Consider the following 15,551-nt stretch of genomic DNA (forward strand, 5'->3'; position numbering starts at 1 on the left):
CCCCGTTGTTTTGTTTTTTATGTCTTGAAAGCAGCAATGCCCGCGGCTGGCCGCGGGCATTGTCGTCAGTCTCAGGCTGCGCGCGTGAAGTAGGACTTCTTCGACGCCGACTGGGTCTCGTAGATCGATCCCTGCCGCTTGGCCGGCGGCAACGGCATCCGCACCGGCACGTCGGTCAGCCGTGGGCTAACCACCGGCGGACCCGCCAGCAGGCGGCCGTTGAATTCGTCATAATCCTTCACGCCCATCAGCGGCCAGGCGTCGCTGGCGGCCACTTCATAGAGCAGCAAATTGCGCGGCCGATCCGATGTGTTGGTCGCCGACCCGTGCAGTGCGCGCACGTGGTGGAACGACATGCTGCCGGCCTTGCCCATGCAGGGAACCGCACGCTTGATGTCGTCCTGGATCTGGTCGGGATCGATCAGGCCTGCGAAGCAGCCGTCTTCGCCGTGATGATCCCACATTGTATCGCCGGTGTGCGATCCCGGCGTCACCAACATCGGGCCGTTCTCGATATCGCAATCGTCGAGCAGCACGCCGATCGCGAGGATATCGTCATTGGTGTGCGGATAGAACGCCCAGTCCTGATGCCACTCGACCGGCGAGCCATACTGCGCCGACTTCATGTTGAGCTTGGAGCCGTGCAGGCGGAGGCCGGGACCGATCAGCCTGGTCAGGATCGAGATCACGGCGGGGCTGCGGACGATCTCGTCGAAAATCGGGTGCACCTTGTGCGGCGCCTTGATACGGCGGACGCGCGGGGTCTCCGGCGTATGGCCCGGCTCGAGGTCGTAGACGTCGGTGTGCTCGCTCACGGCGGCCGCGCCCGCCACCAGCTCGGCGAGCACCGTGCGCACCTTGCCGAGGGTCTCCTGGTTGAGCACCTCGGGGACCACGATCACCCCGTCGCGCTTGTAGGCCTGGGCCTGCTCGTCTGAAATCATGCCGTTTCTCCCTATTTGTTTGATGTTAGCGCTAACATGAGGCAATGCTAGCGCTAACATCGTGGCTTGGCAACCCGGAATCGTGCAGGGTCGGCCCCATGAGCTCTGACCTGACCGAACCCGGGACCGGCCCGACCGGTGCCGCGCCCACCCTTTCAGAGGTGGCCAAGCGCGCAGGTGTTTCCTCGATCACGGTGAGCCGGGTGGTGCGGATGCCAGACCTCGTTGCCCCGGAGACCCGGGCGCGGGTCGAGCGGGCGATGCGCGACCTCGGCTATGTCCCGAACCTGGTGGCAGGCGCACTGGCGAGCGCGCGGACCAATTCGGTCGGCGTGCTGGTGCCGACCATCGCCAACTCGATCTTTGCCGACACGGTGCAGGGCTTGTCCGACAAGCTCGAGCCGCTTGGCTTCTCGGTGATCCTGGCGCAATCGCGCTACGACGCGGTGCGCGAGGACCGCGTGCTGGCGGCGCTGCTGTCGCGACGGCCAGAGGCGATCATCATGGTCGGCTCGCCGGCGACCGAGGAGGGCAGCCGCCTGCTGCGCAATGCGCGGATTCCGATCGTCGAGACCTGGGACCTGCCGGCCAACCCGATCGACGCGGTCGCGGGCTTCGACAATTACAAGGCCGGGGTCGCTGTCGCGAAGCATCTGGTTGCGCAGGGCCGCAAGCAGCTCGCCTTCATCGGCGGCGACGATCCGCGCGGCACGCGGCGCTGGTTCGGCTTCAGGGACGAGGCGCTGGCGAGCGGTCTCTCCGAGCCACGGCGACTGATCCTCGACCGCAAGGACTCCGGCAGCGTGGCGGCGCATGCACGGCTGCCTGATGTCGACGCGGTGTTCGCCGCCAACGACGCCCATGCGATCGGCTTCATGTCGGGGCTGCGCAAGGCCGGCCTGCTGCGCGACGGGCCCGCATCGGCGCAGCCGGTCGCCGTGATCGGGCTTGGCGATCTCGAAATGGGCCAGCTGATCTCGCCGACATTGAGCACGATCAGCGTGCATGGCGATGCGATCGGCCGCACCGCGGCGACGCTGACCTTGGAGCGCGGCGGCGAGCGCCGCATCGACCTCGGCTTCGAGCTGGTGCTGCGCGACAGCGGCTAGCTGGCCGCTCGCCCCAGGCAGGCGCGGGTGGCTAGCGTGTCTTTCTGCGTGCTCTCATTTTGCCGCGACGCCGGAGTCTACCGCCTCGAGTAAGCCGACGAGGCCACGGAGAATGGCCATCGGCGAAGGCGGGCAACCCGGAATATGGAGATCGACAGGTACGACTGCCGAGACCCCGCCAACCACCGCGTAGCTGCCGGCAAAGCATCCACCATCCCTGGCGCAATCGCCCGCAGCGACGACCCATTTCGGATCGGGGGTCGCACGGTATGTGCGCTCCAGCGCCTCGCGCATGTTGTTCGTGACTGGACCGGTGACGAGCAGGACATCGGCGTGACGGGGCGAGGCGACGAACCGGATTCCAAACCGTTCGACGTCGTAATACGCATTGCTGAGCGCGTGAATCTCCAGCTCGCATCCGTTGCACGAGCCTGCATCAACCTCGCGGATCGAGAGGCTGCGGCCGAGGCGTCGTCGTGCGGTGCGGCTGACCATGGCCGCGAGCTCCGCGAGTGCAGCGTCATCCGGGCGCGGCGCTTGCTCCGTCAATGGCTGGCGAAACAGGCTCTGGAACAGAAGTTTGCGCATCGCCTCAAGCCCTCAGAGATCCTGCCCGGAATAGGAGCAGTTGAACGACTTATTGCAGAGTGGAAAGTCCGCCACGATGTTGCCCTCGATGGCTGCCTCGAGCAGGGGCCACTGAAACCATGATGGATCGCGCAGATGACATCGCTCGATCCGATCGCCGTTCAGGCGTAGCCAGGCCAGGATGTCGCCCCGGAAACCTTCGACCAGCGCGATGCCTTCGCAAGGTTCGGTCGCAGCTTGCAGCGATACTCTGACCGGGCCGGCCTCGAGGCCGGCGAGGATCTGGTACGCCAGCGCAAGGCTCTGCTCGACCTCGCGGATCCGGATCCAGACCCGGGCGTTGACGTCACCGTCGCTGAGAACTGGGACATCGAAACGCAGGCCGTCATAGGGGAGATAGCCGGGCTTGCGTCGGGCGTCATGATCGCGCCCGCTCGCACGCCCGACATAGCCGCCGGCAGCGAATTGCCGGGCGAGCGCCGGAGTAACGATGCCGGTGCTGACGGTACGATCCTGCAATGAGGCGGTGTTGTCATAGAGTTCGACCAGCGCCGGGAAATGCTGGCGGGTCTGGTCGAGCGCAGCCCGGATTGCATCAGGTCCATCGCTGGCGATATCGCGCGCGACGCCGCCGGGAACGACAAGGTCGCGCATCAGGCGGTGGCCGAATGCAGCGTCGGCCGCGCGCAGCACGCATTCGCGCAGCACGGCGCAATGCGCCTGCATCAGCGCAAATGACGCGTCGTTGCAGATCGCACCGATGTCACCGAGGTGATTGGCCAGTCGCTCGAGCTCGGCCATCAGCGCGCGCAGCAAGACCGCGCGGGGCGGCATCGCAATCTGCTGCGCGGCCTCGACGGCTTGCGCGAATGCCAATCCATAGGCGACCGTGCTGTCGCCGGAGATCCGACCGGCGAGCCGCGCGGCCTGCTCGACGGTGCTCCCCGTCATCAGCCCTTCGACGCCCTTGTGGGTGTAGCCGAGCCGTTGCTCCAGGCGGACCACGGTCTCGCCGTTCGCCGTAAAGCGGAAATGTCCGGGCTCGATGATGCCGGCATGCACGGGGCCGACCGCAATCTGATGCAGGCCGTCGCCTTCGGCCGGAAGGAATTGATAAGGCGCCGCATCCGGTGGTGATGTATCGAGACGCTCGCCCAGCGGGAAGCGCATTTGCCATCGGCCATGATCGAGCCAGGGACGGGGGTCCGGTGTCCCGGTGGCCTCCAACCCGAACAGGTCGTGGATGGTGCGCTCCAATCGAAGCGCCGGAGGGTGATAGGCCGCGACCGACGGGTAGCGGCGATCGGGACAATCCAGGCTGATCACGCCGATATCGGAGGTGTGGTCGTCGAGGATCGCCATATGCACGCACGATGGTTCGCCCCATAGCCCGAGCAGGCTCAAGCCGCCATCGGCGAGGGCGCCGGCGGCGGCACGCCAGGCATCGCCGTCCACCACCGCGCGCGGCCATGGATGGTGTCGTTCGACGGTGCGGCCTGCCTGGATCAGATCGATCAATTTCGGCATCTCCCGTTCTCCCTCGCTACCCCAGAAGGTTGGCGACGTGCTGGAACCAGACGACCAGCGGTCCCGGAAGGTAGATCCCCGCAGTCAGCACCAGCGCGAAATGCGCGAACATCGGCAAATAGGATGCGCCCGCCGGTGCGGTATTGCCGCGCGGCTCGCCGAAAGCGAGGCTGGTCAGGCGCAGGATCAGCGCGCCGAAGGCGAGCAGCAGGCCGAACACCAGCGGAATGGCGAGCAGCGGCTGGCGCGCGAAGGTCGAGCTGACGATCAGAAATTCGCTCATGAAGATGCCGAGCGGCGGCAGGCCGGCGATCGCGACCACACCGATCACGAGGCTCCAGCCGAGCGCCGGATGGGTTTCAGTCAGGCCGCGAATGTTGGCGATCCGTTGCGTGCCTTTCACCTGTGCGATGTGGCCGACGGCGTAGAAGATTCCCGATTTGGTGAGGCTGTGCATCACCATGTGCAGCAGGCCGGCAAAGTTGGCGAGCGGGCCTCCCATCCCGAAGGCAAACACGATGATGCCCATGTGCTCGATCGAGGAATAGGCAAACAGCCGTTTGATGTCGCGGCGGCGGTAAAGCATGAAGGCCGCGAACAGGAGCGAAGTCAGTCCCATCGTCGCCATCAGCGGGCCCGGCGATATCGCATCAGGATTGGCAGCGAGCAGGATCTTGAAGCGAAGCACCGCATAGAGCGCGACGTTGAGCAGCAGGCCGGACAGCACGGCGGAGATCGGCGTCGGGCCTTCGGCATGGGCATCCGGAAGCCAGGCGTGCAGCGGCGCCAGGCCAACCTTGGTGCCATATCCGAGCAGCAGGAAGATGAAGGCGACGTTGAGCAGTGCCGGATCGAAGGTTGCGGCGCGGCTGATCAACACCGTCCACACCATGGCGTCCTGACCCTCGCCGATGACCGGCAGCGCGGCCATATACACCAGGATCGTGCCGAACAGCGCGAGCGCGATGCCGACGCTGCCCAGGATGAAATACTTCCAGGCGGCCTCCAGCGCCGCATGGGTCCGGTAGATGCCGACCATCAGGACGGTGGTGAGCGTGGCGATCTCGACCGCGACCCACATCAGGCCGATATTGTTCGACACGAATGCCAGGTTCATGCCGAACATCATGACCTGATACATGGCATGGTAGAATCGCAGATAGCCCGGCGTCAGTCGTCCGGTTTCGAGTTCGTGGGCGATATAGCTCGCGCTGAACACGCTGGTCGTGAAGCCCACGAAGGTGCTGAGCACGATGAAGACGATGTTGAGGTCGTCGATCAGCAGGTATTGGCCGGGCTGCGGGCGTTCGATGACGAGCAGCGAAAGTGCTGCCAGCAAGGTGCCGAGACTGGCCAGGATATTGATCCCTGCGGTCAGCCGGTAGCCGGGCAGCACCGCAAGCACCGCCGCGGCACAGATCGGTATCAGCAGAACCCAGGCGACGGCATCCGACGCCGCAGTCATCGCCGCTCTCCCCTGAATTCATCGAGCGCGCCGACGTCGACGGTGTCGAACCGCTCCCGAATCCGGAACAGGAACACGCCGATGACGATGAAGGCGATCAGGATCGAAAACGCGACGCTGATTTCCACCACGAGCGGCATGCCCTTGGCGCCGGTCGCGGCCAGCACCAGGCCGTTCTCCAGCGACATGAAGCCGACGACCTGGCTGACGGCGTTGCGCCGCGTCACCATGACAAGCAATCCCAGCAGCACCACCGACAGCGCGAAGGCGAGGTCTTCCCTCGCCAACGGATCGGCCGCGCCGGTCACGCGGAGCATCAGCACCATGGAGAGGGCGACGAGCCCCATGCCTGCCAACATGGTCGGGCCGATGCCCACCGCGTTCTCGATATCGCGATGAATGCCGAGCTGCTTGACGATCCGATGCAGCGCCACCGGGATGACGATCGCCTTGAAGACCAGCGCGATCACCGCCGTCACGTAGAGATGCGGCGCGTTCTGGACGAACGCCTGCCAGGCGACGGACAACGCGAGCACCACGGCATGAAGCGCGAAGATGTTCAGCAGCGCATACAGGCGGTCCTGGTACAGCATCATGAAGCTGATCAGCACGAGGCCGCCGGCGAGCAGATGGGCGATATCGAAGGCGAGGTTGTGCATCAGAAACTCCGCGACACGAACCGGAGCAGCGTGCCGAGCAGCCCGAGCATGAGCGCGGCGCCAAGGAACTCGGGAACTCGGAAAACCCGCACCTTCGCCGTCGCGGTCTCGAACACGGCAAGCAGGAAGCTCGCGACCGCAAGCTTGAGGATGTAGGCGGCGACGCTCACCAGATAGGACAGCGGACCCGCGCCTTCGGTGGTGATCTGCCAGGGGAAGAACACGCAGATGATCAGGGAGATGTAGAGCAGCAGCTTGAGAGAGGCGCCGAACTCGATCATGGCGAGATGACGCCCGGAATACTCGAGGATCATCGCCTCGTGCACCATGGTCAGCTCCAGATGCGTCGCCGGGTTGTCGACCGGGATGCGCGCGTTTTCAGCAAGCGCCACCATGATGAGGGCGATCATCGCCATGCCGAGCGAGACGCGCAGTCCCACCTCGGACGACGCCATGAAGGTCGCGACCGTCGACAGCTGGGTCGATCCGGCAATCAGCGCGACACAGAACACCATCAACAACATGGCCGGCTCGGCCAATGCTGCGATCATCACCTCGCGGCTGGAGCCGATGCCGCCGAAGCTGGTGCCGACATCCATGCCGGCAAGCGCGAGGAAGAAGCGCGCGCTGCCGAGCAAAGCGACGATCGCGATCAGGTCGGCGCTCCAGTTGAATTGCAAGCCGGTCGCAAATGTCGGGACCAGCGCCGCGGCGACCCAGATGGCCGCGAACGTCACGTAGGGCGTGACACGGAACAGCCAGGACGCGTTTTCGGCGAGCACGACCTCCTTGCGAAGCAGCCGCAGCAGGTCGCGATAGGGTTGGAAGATCGACGCTCCCCGGCGGCGCAACAGGCGGGCTTTGACCTTGCGCACGACGCCGGTCAGGAGCGGCGCGAGCAGCAGCACCAGCGTCATCTGAGCGAACTGAACGAGGATGTCCGAGATCACGACCATATCGCGAGCGCCAGCAGCAATGTGACGAGGGTTGCGAAGACCAGACTGAGGTAGCGGCGGATGGTCAGGAACTGGAGCTGATTCAGCCGGTCGGCGAGAAACCAAACGACTTCAGTCACCGGCGTGTACAGCCGCTCCCAGACCAGATCGTGCATATCGACCCTGAAGCGGGCCGGTCGCAGTTCGCCCGGCGCGGGCATGTCGACGTGCTCGCGGGCCTGGAAGACCAAGGTGCCGAACACGCGGCGGATCGGCTGGACGAAGCTCGCTCCGGAATACTGCGCGGCCGGTGTCGGATCGGCGAAGCCGCAACCCCAGGCCGGTCCGCGCCGGATCGCGCGCGATGCGAAGCGATGGATGAAATACACCGCCAGCGACGCCGCGGCCGTGATGAAAACAAAGACGAGCAATCCATTGTAGGAACTGCGGCTCTCCTCGATCGGCACGATCGAGAGCCAGGGGTCGTTGGCCTGAACCGGCATCCGGTGGCCGATCATGGCCTGCGCGACGGGGGAGAGCGCGTCGATCACAACGCCCGGCAGAATGCCGGCGAGGAAGCAGAGCGCGGCGAGGCTAAGCATTGCGGCAAGCGAATAGCGATCGACTTCGCCTGCGGCTTGCGCGGCCGGGCTCCGCGCGCGGCCGAGGAACGTGATGCCGAAGGCCTTGACGAAGCATGCGGCGGCGAGCGCCGCCGCCAGCGCCAACAACGCGCCGACTGCGGGCACCATGATCTTCAGTAGCCATTGCGGCAGATCGGGGCTTTGCAGGACGGCTTGAAACATCAACCATTCCGATACGAACCCGTTGAACGGGGGAAGGGCAGAGATCGCAACGCAGCCGACGAGAAAGACGAAGCTGGTGAGTGGCATGCGGTGGATCAGGCCGCCCAGCTTCTCCATGTCGCGCTCGCCGGTCGAGGTCAGCACGGCGCCGGCGCCGAAGAACAGCAGGCTCTTGAAGAACGAATGGTTGAGGACATGGAACAATGCCGCCGTGAAGGCGAGGGCCGCCGCCAGGCCGAGGCCGTTCGCCTGAAATGCCAGCGCAAGGCCGAGGCTTGCGAAGATGACGCCGATGTTCTCGATCGTGCTGTAGGCGAGCAGGCGCTTGAGATCGTTCTCCATCAGCGCGTAGAGGATTCCCATGACGGCGGTCGCGCCGCCGAGGGCCAGCACGGCGACACCCGCCGACCAGCTCGGTGGGCCGAGCAGATCGAACACGACCCGGATGAATCCGTAGATCGCGACCTTCGTCATCACGCCGCTCATCAGCGCCGAGACATGGCTTGGCGCCGCGGGATGGGCGAGCGGCAGCCATACGTGCAACGGAACCAGACCGGCTTTCGATCCGGCGCCGAGGAGCATCAGCCCGAGCACCAGCGCGGCCTCGCGCGGGGCGTGCTGGGCGCTGCGGATGGCCGCAAAACTGTAGCTGCCGCCGGCTCCCGCCATGAGGCCGAAAGCGAGCAACAGAGCCAGCGTCCCGAAGCTTGCCATCACGAGATAGACGTAGCCCGCGCGCGCATTGTCTGCCTCACGGTGGTGCGCCATGACGAGCGCCCAGGACGCGAGCGACATGAATTCCCAGCACAGGAGGTAGGTGAACGCATCGTCGGCCAGCACAACGAGGTTCATCCCGGCCAGGAACGCCGGAAAGAAGGGAAGGATGCGCTGCGGCGCGGGCTCGTGATTGCCATAGCCGAGGCCATAAAGACTTGCGGCCGCACCGCCGAGATTGACCACAGCGAGAAAGAATGCCGCGAGCGCGTCGAGGCGGAAATGCGATCCCAGCCACGGCAAGCCGATCGGCAGTATCAGTTCCGTCGCACTGGCGTGGGAGATGAGCGAGAACAGGGCTCCGGCCAATGCGACCAACGAAATCGCAAAGGTCGCGCCGTAGACGATGGCTGTCGATCGGCGCGATCGGCTCGTTGCGATCGCGAGAGCGGTCGTTCCCAGCAGTGCGGCAACACACCAGACCTGCTGAGTGACCGCCGGGATCATGTCTGCACCTTCGGCGAGCCGGATCCGGACTTCAACCGCACGCCGCGACCGCCGCCGCCGCTGACTGCGCCCTCGTTGATGACGTCGACGCCGGCGGTGCCGAGCGCATCGATCAGTTTCACAAGCGAGTCGACATTGCCGCGAATGGTGCCCTCGCTCGCCTCCATGCGCTGGATGGTCGGCACCGAAAGTCCGGACAGCTCGGCGAGCTGCCGTTGGTCGATGCCAAGCAAGGCTCTGGCAGCCCGGAGCTGCGCTGCGGTGATCATCGATTGAGGCCGTCGATTGAGAGTCGGGTCTATTTGAATGTCATTTATGCACATCAAGTAATGATGGTACAAGGCCAATAAGTGATGTTTTATACATCATTTTTATGCCCCCTGTCGTTTGCGGGCAGGATCCGCGCCGACGAAAGACGCGCTGACGCGCGCTTCAGTTGGAGATTTTTCGATAGACCGCCGCGGCGCGGCGCAGCAGGCGGCTCTTGCGCTTGCGCGCGTGCACGCGCTGGTGCTTGGCCTTGTGCTCATCGGCGCGCTGCGCGAGGGCATCGGTACGTTCGAGCAACGTGCGGCGGACCTCGTCATCGTTCAGTTCGCCGAGCAGCTGCTGTCCCTTGCGCAGATGTTTCAGGACGTTCCGCCAGGACGCGTAATCGTCGGGAGGCAATCCGCCTTCCGAGAACTCGATGGCGTAGCGCAGCCGCTTGCTGGCAAGCCGAACGCGATGGCGCTTGTTCTTGCCCATCCCTTGCAGCCCGCGGGCCTTCTGGCACAATTTGCCATGCCACCGCGCCAGCCGGCGCGCGTGAAACACGGCGACCGGCACTGCCCGTCGTTGTGCCGCGCGGCGGTTCTGCCGCGCGGTCCAGGGACCGCTGCCGACCCAGTCCCACATGCCGTCGAACCATTGCCAGTAACGGTCGCTCTGCAAGGCCTCCTTCAGGGCTTCGAACGCATCGGCGCGTGCCGTCCTTAGAATCTGCTCTTCCGGCAGCTCCTTGCTGTTCTCGATCGCGACGTCGAGGTCGCGTGTCGCGCCGAGATGGGCGCTCAGCCATTTCAGCTCGGACTTCAGCCGCGTCCATTCGGCGTCCGCGACCATCGGGCCGTAGAACGCAACCGCCGCCTTCAGCCGGGTCAGTGCAATGCGGGTCTGGTGGAGCGCCGCCGGATCGCCGGAGCTCAGCGCCTCGTGGTTGGTCGCGACTTCCTCGAGGCATTCGGACAGGATCAGGCGAAACGCGGTCTCGCAACGCATGGCTTCGCTGAGATGGCGCGGCCGCTTCGGGCGGACAACGCGCTCCCTGTCCGAACTTGCCGCTGACGTCATGACACTTTCGTGACCCCGCCCGAGCCGCAATGCAAGCCGCGGCTCCCGGATGGAAGATTTCCTGTTTGGTCGTTGTCGATCAAGGGTTTTCTGCTGGAGCGCAGTGCAGCGATCCGGCGTCGCGATCAAAATGTCGCAATCGAAGCGGTTGAGAGGGCTCATCCTCCTATTTTACGGGCCTTGGATGCCGGTGCATTGAGGCGTCGCAAAAAGGCAAGCAGACATCGCCAGATATTTCGCGCGCGAAATACCTTGATATTTCGCATGCGAAATATATAACGACGGCATGAGAGCGGAACACCGGCTGATCTTTCTTCTGACCGTGGCCTATCGGCGGCTGCAGCGCGCCGTCGAGCAGGAGACGGCCGCCCACGATCTGACGTCGGCGCAGGCCGGCGTGCTGTTCTTCCTCGGGCGCAATGACGGCGCGCTGATCGGCGACGTCTCGCAGGCGGTCGACATCGTGCCGTCGGCGATGTCCGGGCTCGCCGACCGGATGGAGCGTGCGGGCCTCGTCAAGCGCCGGCGCGACGGCGAGGACGGGCGCAGCCAGCGGCTCCATCTGACCGCCGCGGGGCAGGAGCTCGGCAAGCGCGCCGCAACGCGGACCAGGGCGATCAACAACCGTCTGATGGACGGGTTTTCGGAAGCGGAGATCGACGTGGTGTCGCGCTGGCTGACCAGCCTGCAAGAGAAGTTTCCGAAGGACAAAGACGGCTAGCGCGTTCTCAAGCGAGATGGGTACCGGCTCGCGAAGACAACGCGTCTAACAGGAAGCAAGCAACAGGAGTGAGACATGAGTGAAGTGATCGTAACGCTGGACGGTGGCGTTCTCACCGTGACGATGGCGCGTCCGGACAAGAAGAACGCGATCACCAACGCGATGTATGGCGCGATGGCCGACGCGCTCGAGCGCGCGGAAGGCGACCCTGCGATCCGCGCCGTGCTGCTGCAGGGCGACGGCGACAGCTTTACCGCGGGCAATGATCTCGCCGATTTCGCGGCGGTGTCGCGCGGTGTGCAGGGCGAGCGTCACGTGTCGCGCTTCCTCGCCGGGCTTGCCAAGGCGACGCGGCCGCTGGTCGCCGCCGTGCAGGGCAATGCGGTCGGGATCGGCACCACCATGCTGCTGCATTGCGACCTCGTCTACCTCGCGCCGACCGCGCGGCTGATCACGCCGTTCGTCAATCTCGCGTTGGTGCCGGAGGCGGCGTCGACCTATCTGCTGCCGCAGCGCATCGGCTATGCGCGGGCCTATGCGATGTTCGCGCTCGGCGAGCCGGTCGAGGCGGAGACAGCGGTCTCCATCGGCCTTGCCAATGCCGTAGTGCCGCTTGCGGATCTCCGCGCCAAGGCACGCGCCGCGGCGGACGCGCTGGCGAAGCGGCCGTTCGGCTCGCTCCAGCACACCAAGGCGCTGATGCGCGATCCCGCTGGGATCAGCGCGCAAATGGCGCGCGAGGGCGAAATCTTCCAGCAGCGGCTGATGAGCGCGGAAGCGCGCGAGGCCTTTGCCGCCTTTGCCGAGCGGCGCCAGCCCGATTTCTCCAAGATCGCCGGCTAGGCGTGGCGTTTGGGGCCGCCACGCGCGGGCGGCCCATCGCTTTGGGGTTGACGGCATCGCCAGCATCGAACATCTCGTGTCGGGGCATGACGCAACCGGCGAGGCGAGGCATGAGCGACAGTTACACGCTGCGCGGCGATGGAATCGCCGCGACGATTCAGGCCCAAGGCGCCGAATTATCGTCGCTCAGGAATGCCGAAGGGGCGGAAGTGTTGTGGCAGGCCGGCCCGCAATGGCCGCGCCACGCGCCGATCCTGTTCCCGATCGTCGGCCGGCTGAAGAACGACACGCTGCGCCACCACGGCAAAATCTATCCGATGACACAGCACGGCTTTGCGCGGGATCGCCGCTTTACCTGGGTCGAGCAGGGACCGCGATCCTGCAAGCTCGCGCTCATCGACGATGCGGAAACGCGGGCACGCTATCCGTTCGCGTTCAGGCTGGAGATTGCCTACACCGTCGGTGACGCCGATCTCGACGTGGCCTTCGATATCATCAACACCGGCGACGAGATGCTGCCGGCCTCGCTCGGCGGTCATCCCGCTTTCAACTGGCCGCTGGTGCCGGGGCTGCCGAAGGAGGCTTACACGCTGACCTTCGGCAAGACTGAACCTGCGCCGATCCGGCGGCTGAAGGATGGATTGATGCGGCCGCAGCCTGAACCCAATCCGGTCGAGGGCAGAACGCTTGCGCTGTCGGAGCAGCTGTTCGATGACGACGCGATGATCTTCGATCAGGTCGCAAGTACATCGGTCCTCTTCACGGCGACACTGGGCCCGGCAGCAGCCACACAAGGCCGTGCGATAGAAATGTCCTGGCGCGGGTTTCGCGAGCTCGGCATCTGGTCGAAGGTCGGCGGCGCGGCGTTCCTCTGCATCGAGCCATGGCACGGATTTGCCAGCCCCGCGGAGTTCGACGGCGAGTTCGCCGGCAAGCCGGGCCTGATGCACATCGCGCCGGGCGCACGTCAGTCGCTGGGCTATCGCATTCACGTGGGCTGATCGAAGATCGGATCAATGTGCGCGGGGGCTGAGCGCGCTGGTGAGCGCGCCGACCGATGGCGGGTTCTCGTGTGCCCAGGCCTCATGCGCGGCGAGATCGCGGTAGTGCTCGGCCATGCGCAGCAGCCGCTCGCGGATGCCGGTATCTTGCTCGTCCTTGGCCTGATCAGCCAGCTGTGCGGCGCGTTCGAGAAGCGTTTTCGGATCGATCACGACAGGCTCCAAATCCGGTTTCGCCAAGCGGACAACGGCCATAGCCAAGCACAGTTCCTGCCACGCCTTGATGACAGCGCGTTCAGAGCTGGAACAAGCCAAGCCCCGCCATGACGTCGCGCCTGGTGCGCTCGGTAATCTCCTGCGCTTTCGCGGTTCCGCGCCGGATCACGTCGACGACGTGGTCGCGATCGTTGGCCAGCTCGGCGCGCCGAGTGCGGATCGGTGCGATCAGGGCTTGCAGGATATCCTCCAGCCGCCGCTTGACGGTCGTATCACCGAGACCGCCGCGCCGATAGCGCGCTTTCAGTTCCGTGACGGCGTCGTGATCGTCGTCGAACGCGTCGAGATAAGTGAAGACGACATTGCCCTCGACCTTGCCGGGGTCGGCGACACGCAGATGATCCGGATCGGTGAACATGGCGCGCACGGCGGCCGAGATGTCATCGGGCGAAGCCGACAGTGGAATCGCGTTGCCCGCGGACTTGCTCATCTTCGCGCGTCCATCGACGCCGGGCAGCCGCCCTGCGCGCGGGATGATGGCTTCGGCTTCCTGCAGCAGTGAACGGCCCGCGAGCGCGTTGACCCGCCGGATGATCTCGTTGGTCTGTTCGATCAAGGGCGCCTGGTCCTCGCCGACCGGGACGATGGTGGCGCGAAACGCGGTGATGTCGGCAGCCTGCGCCACCGGATAGCACAGGAAGCCCGCCGGAATGTCGCGCCCGAAACCGCGCGCGCGGATTTCGTCCTTGATGGTGGGGTTGCGCTCCAGCCGCGCGACGGTGACGAGGTTGAGATAGAGCATCGACAGCTCGGCGAGCGCGGGAAGCTGCGACTGCAGGCAGATCGACGTCCGTTCGGGATCGATGCCGACGGCGAGATAATCCAGCGCAACCTCGATGACGTTGCTGCGGACCTTGCCGACGTCGTGCGCATTGTCGGTCAGCGCCTGCATGTCGGCGAGCAGCAGGAATTGCGTATGGGTGTCCTGAAATCTCAGGCGGCTGCGCAGCGAGCCGGCGTAATGGCCGAGATGCAGCGGTCCGGTGGTGCGGTCGCCGGTGAGGATGATCGGTTTGGTCACTTGTGCCTCCATTCGTTTGAATGGGGACACCGCATGCGGGCTGGATGAAGCCGAACAAAAAAGGCCGCCCAATGCGGCGGCCCCGAAGATGCATGAACGCGTCCGGCCCGCCTGTCAGTCGGCGAGCCACCAGAAATAGGCGATGACGTTCGATCGGTTCATGCCGCAAGCGGTAGGGCAAACCTGCGATGCGGTCAAGCCAGCATGCCTAGTTGAACGCCATGCCGCCGCTCATCGCGATGGTCTGGCCGGTCATGTAGGGATTGTTGACCAGCAGCATCACGGCCTGCGCGACTTCCTCGGCGGTGCCGAAGCGGCCGATCGGGATCCGGCTGACGAGGCCGCTCTGTCCCTTCATCATGTCGGTCTCGATCAGCGACGGCGCGACGGCGTTGACGGTGATGCCTTCCTTGACGAGGCGCGCGGCATAGCCGCGGGTCAGGCCCTCCATTGCGGCCTTGGACGCGTTGTAGTGCGGCCCGATCGCACCGGCGCCGCGTGCCGCGCCGGAGGAGATGTTGACGATGCGGCCCCATTTCCGGGTGCGCATCATCGGCAGCACGGCTTGCGTGCAGAGAAACGCCGATTTGAGGTTGACCGCGATGGTGCGGTCGAAATCCTGTTCGGTGAGGTCGTCGACACCCCTGACGATCGCGATCCCCGCATTGTTGACGAGGATGTCGACCGGGCCGAGCTCGGATTTGGCGCGCTCGACAAGGCCGGCGACGGCGGCACCTTCCGAGACGTCGGCGCCGAGGGCGACGGCCCGGCCGCCGGCAGCGATGATGCTCTTTGCCAGCGCTTCCGCTTCAGCCGACCGTTCGCGATAATTGATCGCGACGGCAGCGCCGGCGTCCGCCAGCATCTTGACGATGGCAGCACCAATGCCGCGTGAGCCGCCGGTCACCAGCGCCACGTGTCCATGCAGACTGTTTGTGGTCATCGGCCGTCCTCCTTTGCGCGTGCGGAGAGGTTCGCAAAGCCGGAGCCGGGGTGCAATGCAACCCTGGTCAAACCTGCGTTGCGGTGGAGGCCGTTGCGGCAAAAAACCGGCTTCCGCGGCCGGAATCGGCCTTGCGTCCGGCGTGGGCCGGCGTCAAAGC

The 15,551-nt window shown here is 65.3% G+C and carries 16 protein-coding genes; 4 read left to right on the plus strand and 12 right to left on the minus strand.

Going from position 1 to position 15,551, the window contains the following annotated elements:
- Positions 1-71: 71 nt before the first annotated feature.
- Positions 72-944, minus strand: a complete 873-nt coding sequence (locus CO675_RS01585; protein ID WP_097670272.1) for a phytanoyl-CoA dioxygenase family protein — start codon at positions 942-944, stop codon at positions 72-74.
- Between the two features lie 98 nt (positions 945-1,042).
- Here CO675_RS01585 and CO675_RS01590 point away from each other — a divergent pair, with 98 nt between their 5' ends.
- Entirely contained in the window at positions 1,043-2,053 is a 1,011-nt protein-coding gene (locus CO675_RS01590; RefSeq protein ID WP_158231170.1) for a LacI family DNA-binding transcriptional regulator, read from the plus strand.
- Between the two features lie 54 nt (positions 2,054-2,107).
- On the opposite strand, the gene CO675_RS01595 is transcribed toward CO675_RS01590, so the two are convergent.
- The 8 genes from CO675_RS01595 to CO675_RS01630 form a co-directional block, all read right to left on the minus strand.
- The gene (locus CO675_RS01595) at positions 2,108-2,641 is read right to left on the minus strand and encodes an NADH-quinone oxidoreductase subunit B family protein (protein WP_097670274.1); all 534 of its coding nucleotides are present in this window, start codon (positions 2,639-2,641) and stop codon (positions 2,108-2,110) included.
- Between the two features lie 12 nt (positions 2,642-2,653).
- Complete coding sequence (locus CO675_RS01600; RefSeq protein WP_097670275.1) at positions 2,654-4,168, minus strand: hydrogenase large subunit; 1,515 nt, start codon at positions 4,166-4,168, stop codon at positions 2,654-2,656.
- 16 nt (positions 4,169-4,184) lie between these two features.
- Entirely contained in the window at positions 4,185-5,633 is a 1,449-nt protein-coding gene (locus CO675_RS01605; RefSeq protein ID WP_097670276.1) for a hydrogenase 4 subunit F, read from the minus strand.
- A complete protein-coding gene (locus CO675_RS01610) occupies positions 5,630-6,292 on the minus strand; it encodes a hydrogenase-4 component E (RefSeq protein WP_097670277.1) in 663 nt (220 codons plus the stop codon). Before CO675_RS01610 ends, CO675_RS01605 begins: the two co-directional genes overlap by 4 nt.
- Complete coding sequence (locus tag CO675_RS01615) at positions 6,292-7,248, minus strand: respiratory chain complex I subunit 1 family protein (RefSeq protein ID WP_097670278.1); 957 nt, start codon at positions 7,246-7,248, stop codon at positions 6,292-6,294. Before CO675_RS01615 ends, CO675_RS01610 begins: the two co-directional genes overlap by 1 nt.
- Positions 7,239-9,254: a hydrogenase 4 subunit B gene (gene hyfB / locus CO675_RS01620; RefSeq protein ID WP_198964455.1), complete on the minus strand. Its 2,016-nt coding sequence runs from the start codon at positions 9,252-9,254 to the stop codon at positions 7,239-7,241. The genes CO675_RS01615 and hyfB overlap by 10 nt, the downstream gene beginning before the upstream one ends.
- A complete protein-coding gene (locus CO675_RS01625; RefSeq protein ID WP_198964456.1) occupies positions 9,251-9,523 on the minus strand; it encodes a helix-turn-helix domain-containing protein in 273 nt (90 codons plus the stop codon). The genes hyfB and CO675_RS01625 overlap by 4 nt, the downstream gene beginning before the upstream one ends.
- A gap of 163 nt (positions 9,524-9,686) precedes the next feature.
- The gene (locus tag CO675_RS01630; protein ID WP_245452595.1) at positions 9,687-10,586 is read right to left on the minus strand and encodes a CHAD domain-containing protein; all 900 of its coding nucleotides are present in this window, start codon (positions 10,584-10,586) and stop codon (positions 9,687-9,689) included.
- A gap of 286 nt (positions 10,587-10,872) precedes the next feature.
- Between CO675_RS01630 and CO675_RS01635 the strand changes: the two genes are divergently transcribed.
- The 3 genes from CO675_RS01635 to CO675_RS01645 all read left to right on the plus strand — a co-directional run bounded on the left by CO675_RS01635 (position 10,873) and on the right by CO675_RS01645 (position 13,151).
- Positions 10,873-11,307, plus strand: a complete 435-nt coding sequence (locus CO675_RS01635; RefSeq protein WP_097670280.1) for a MarR family winged helix-turn-helix transcriptional regulator — start codon at positions 10,873-10,875, stop codon at positions 11,305-11,307.
- A 75-nt stretch (positions 11,308-11,382) separates the two neighbouring features.
- Complete coding sequence (locus tag CO675_RS01640) at positions 11,383-12,150, plus strand: enoyl-CoA hydratase-related protein (RefSeq protein WP_097670281.1); 768 nt, start codon at positions 11,383-11,385, stop codon at positions 12,148-12,150.
- A 110-nt stretch (positions 12,151-12,260) separates the two neighbouring features.
- On the plus strand, positions 12,261-13,151 hold the full coding sequence (locus CO675_RS01645) for an aldose 1-epimerase family protein (protein ID WP_097670282.1): 891 nt from the start codon (positions 12,261-12,263) through the stop codon (positions 13,149-13,151).
- A gap of 12 nt (positions 13,152-13,163) precedes the next feature.
- Here CO675_RS01645 and CO675_RS01650 read toward each other — a convergent pair whose 3' ends face one another.
- From CO675_RS01650 to CO675_RS01660, 3 genes are all read right to left on the minus strand, one after another.
- Complete coding sequence (locus CO675_RS01650) at positions 13,164-13,364, minus strand: hypothetical protein (RefSeq protein WP_097670862.1); 201 nt, start codon at positions 13,362-13,364, stop codon at positions 13,164-13,166.
- Between the two features lie 82 nt (positions 13,365-13,446).
- Positions 13,447-14,448 (minus strand): tryptophan--tRNA ligase, encoded by a 1,002-nt coding sequence (gene trpS, locus CO675_RS01655; RefSeq protein ID WP_097670863.1) that lies wholly within the window; start codon positions 14,446-14,448, stop codon positions 13,447-13,449.
- Between the two features lie 208 nt (positions 14,449-14,656).
- Positions 14,657-15,391 carry an SDR family NAD(P)-dependent oxidoreductase gene (locus CO675_RS01660; RefSeq protein WP_097670283.1) on the minus strand — a complete coding sequence of 245 codons (735 nt, stop codon included), beginning with the start codon at positions 15,389-15,391 and terminating at the stop codon, positions 14,657-14,659.
- Between the last annotated feature and the right edge of the window lie 160 nt (positions 15,392-15,551).

The organism is Bradyrhizobium sp. C9 (genome assembly GCF_002532045.1).
Classification (GTDB): domain Bacteria; phylum Pseudomonadota; class Alphaproteobacteria; order Rhizobiales; family Xanthobacteraceae; genus Bradyrhizobium.

Excerpts from the sequence above, each read along its gene's own strand:
- CO675_RS01610 (WP_097670277.1), bottom strand. The coding sequence starts at position 6,292 with ATGCACAACCTCGCCTTCGATATCGCCCATCTGCTCGCCGGCGGCCTC.
- CO675_RS01640 (WP_097670281.1), top strand. The coding sequence starts at position 11,383 with ATGAGTGAAGTGATCGTAACGCTGGACGGTGGCGTTCTCACCGTGACG.
- CO675_RS01605 (WP_097670276.1), bottom strand. The coding sequence starts at position 5,633 with ATGACTGCGGCGTCGGATGCCGTCGCCTGGGTTCTGCTGATACCGATC.
- CO675_RS01630 (WP_245452595.1), bottom strand. The coding sequence starts at position 10,586 with ATGACGTCAGCGGCAAGTTCGGACAGGGAGCGCGTTGTCCGCCCGAAG.
- CO675_RS01645 (WP_097670282.1), top strand. The coding sequence starts at position 12,261 with ATGAGCGACAGTTACACGCTGCGCGGCGATGGAATCGCCGCGACGATT.
- CO675_RS01595 (WP_097670274.1), bottom strand. The coding sequence starts at position 2,641 with ATGCGCAAACTTCTGTTCCAGAGCCTGTTTCGCCAGCCATTGACGGAG.
- hyfB (WP_198964455.1), bottom strand. The coding sequence starts at position 9,254 with ATGATCCCGGCGGTCACTCAGCAGGTCTGGTGTGTTGCCGCACTGCTG.
- CO675_RS01660 (WP_097670283.1), bottom strand. The coding sequence starts at position 15,391 with ATGACCACAAACAGTCTGCATGGACACGTGGCGCTGGTGACCGGCGGC.
- CO675_RS01615 (WP_097670278.1), bottom strand. The coding sequence starts at position 7,248 with ATGGTCGTGATCTCGGACATCCTCGTTCAGTTCGCTCAGATGACGCTG.
- CO675_RS01585 (WP_097670272.1), bottom strand. The coding sequence starts at position 944 with ATGATTTCAGACGAGCAGGCCCAGGCCTACAAGCGCGACGGGGTGATC.
- CO675_RS01625 (WP_198964456.1), bottom strand. The coding sequence starts at position 9,523 with ATGATCACCGCAGCGCAGCTCCGGGCTGCCAGAGCCTTGCTTGGCATC.
- CO675_RS01600 (WP_097670275.1), bottom strand. The coding sequence starts at position 4,168 with ATGCCGAAATTGATCGATCTGATCCAGGCAGGCCGCACCGTCGAACGA.
- CO675_RS01635 (WP_097670280.1), top strand. The coding sequence starts at position 10,873 with ATGAGAGCGGAACACCGGCTGATCTTTCTTCTGACCGTGGCCTATCGG.
- CO675_RS01590 (WP_158231170.1), top strand. The coding sequence starts at position 1,043 with ATGAGCTCTGACCTGACCGAACCCGGGACCGGCCCGACCGGTGCCGCG.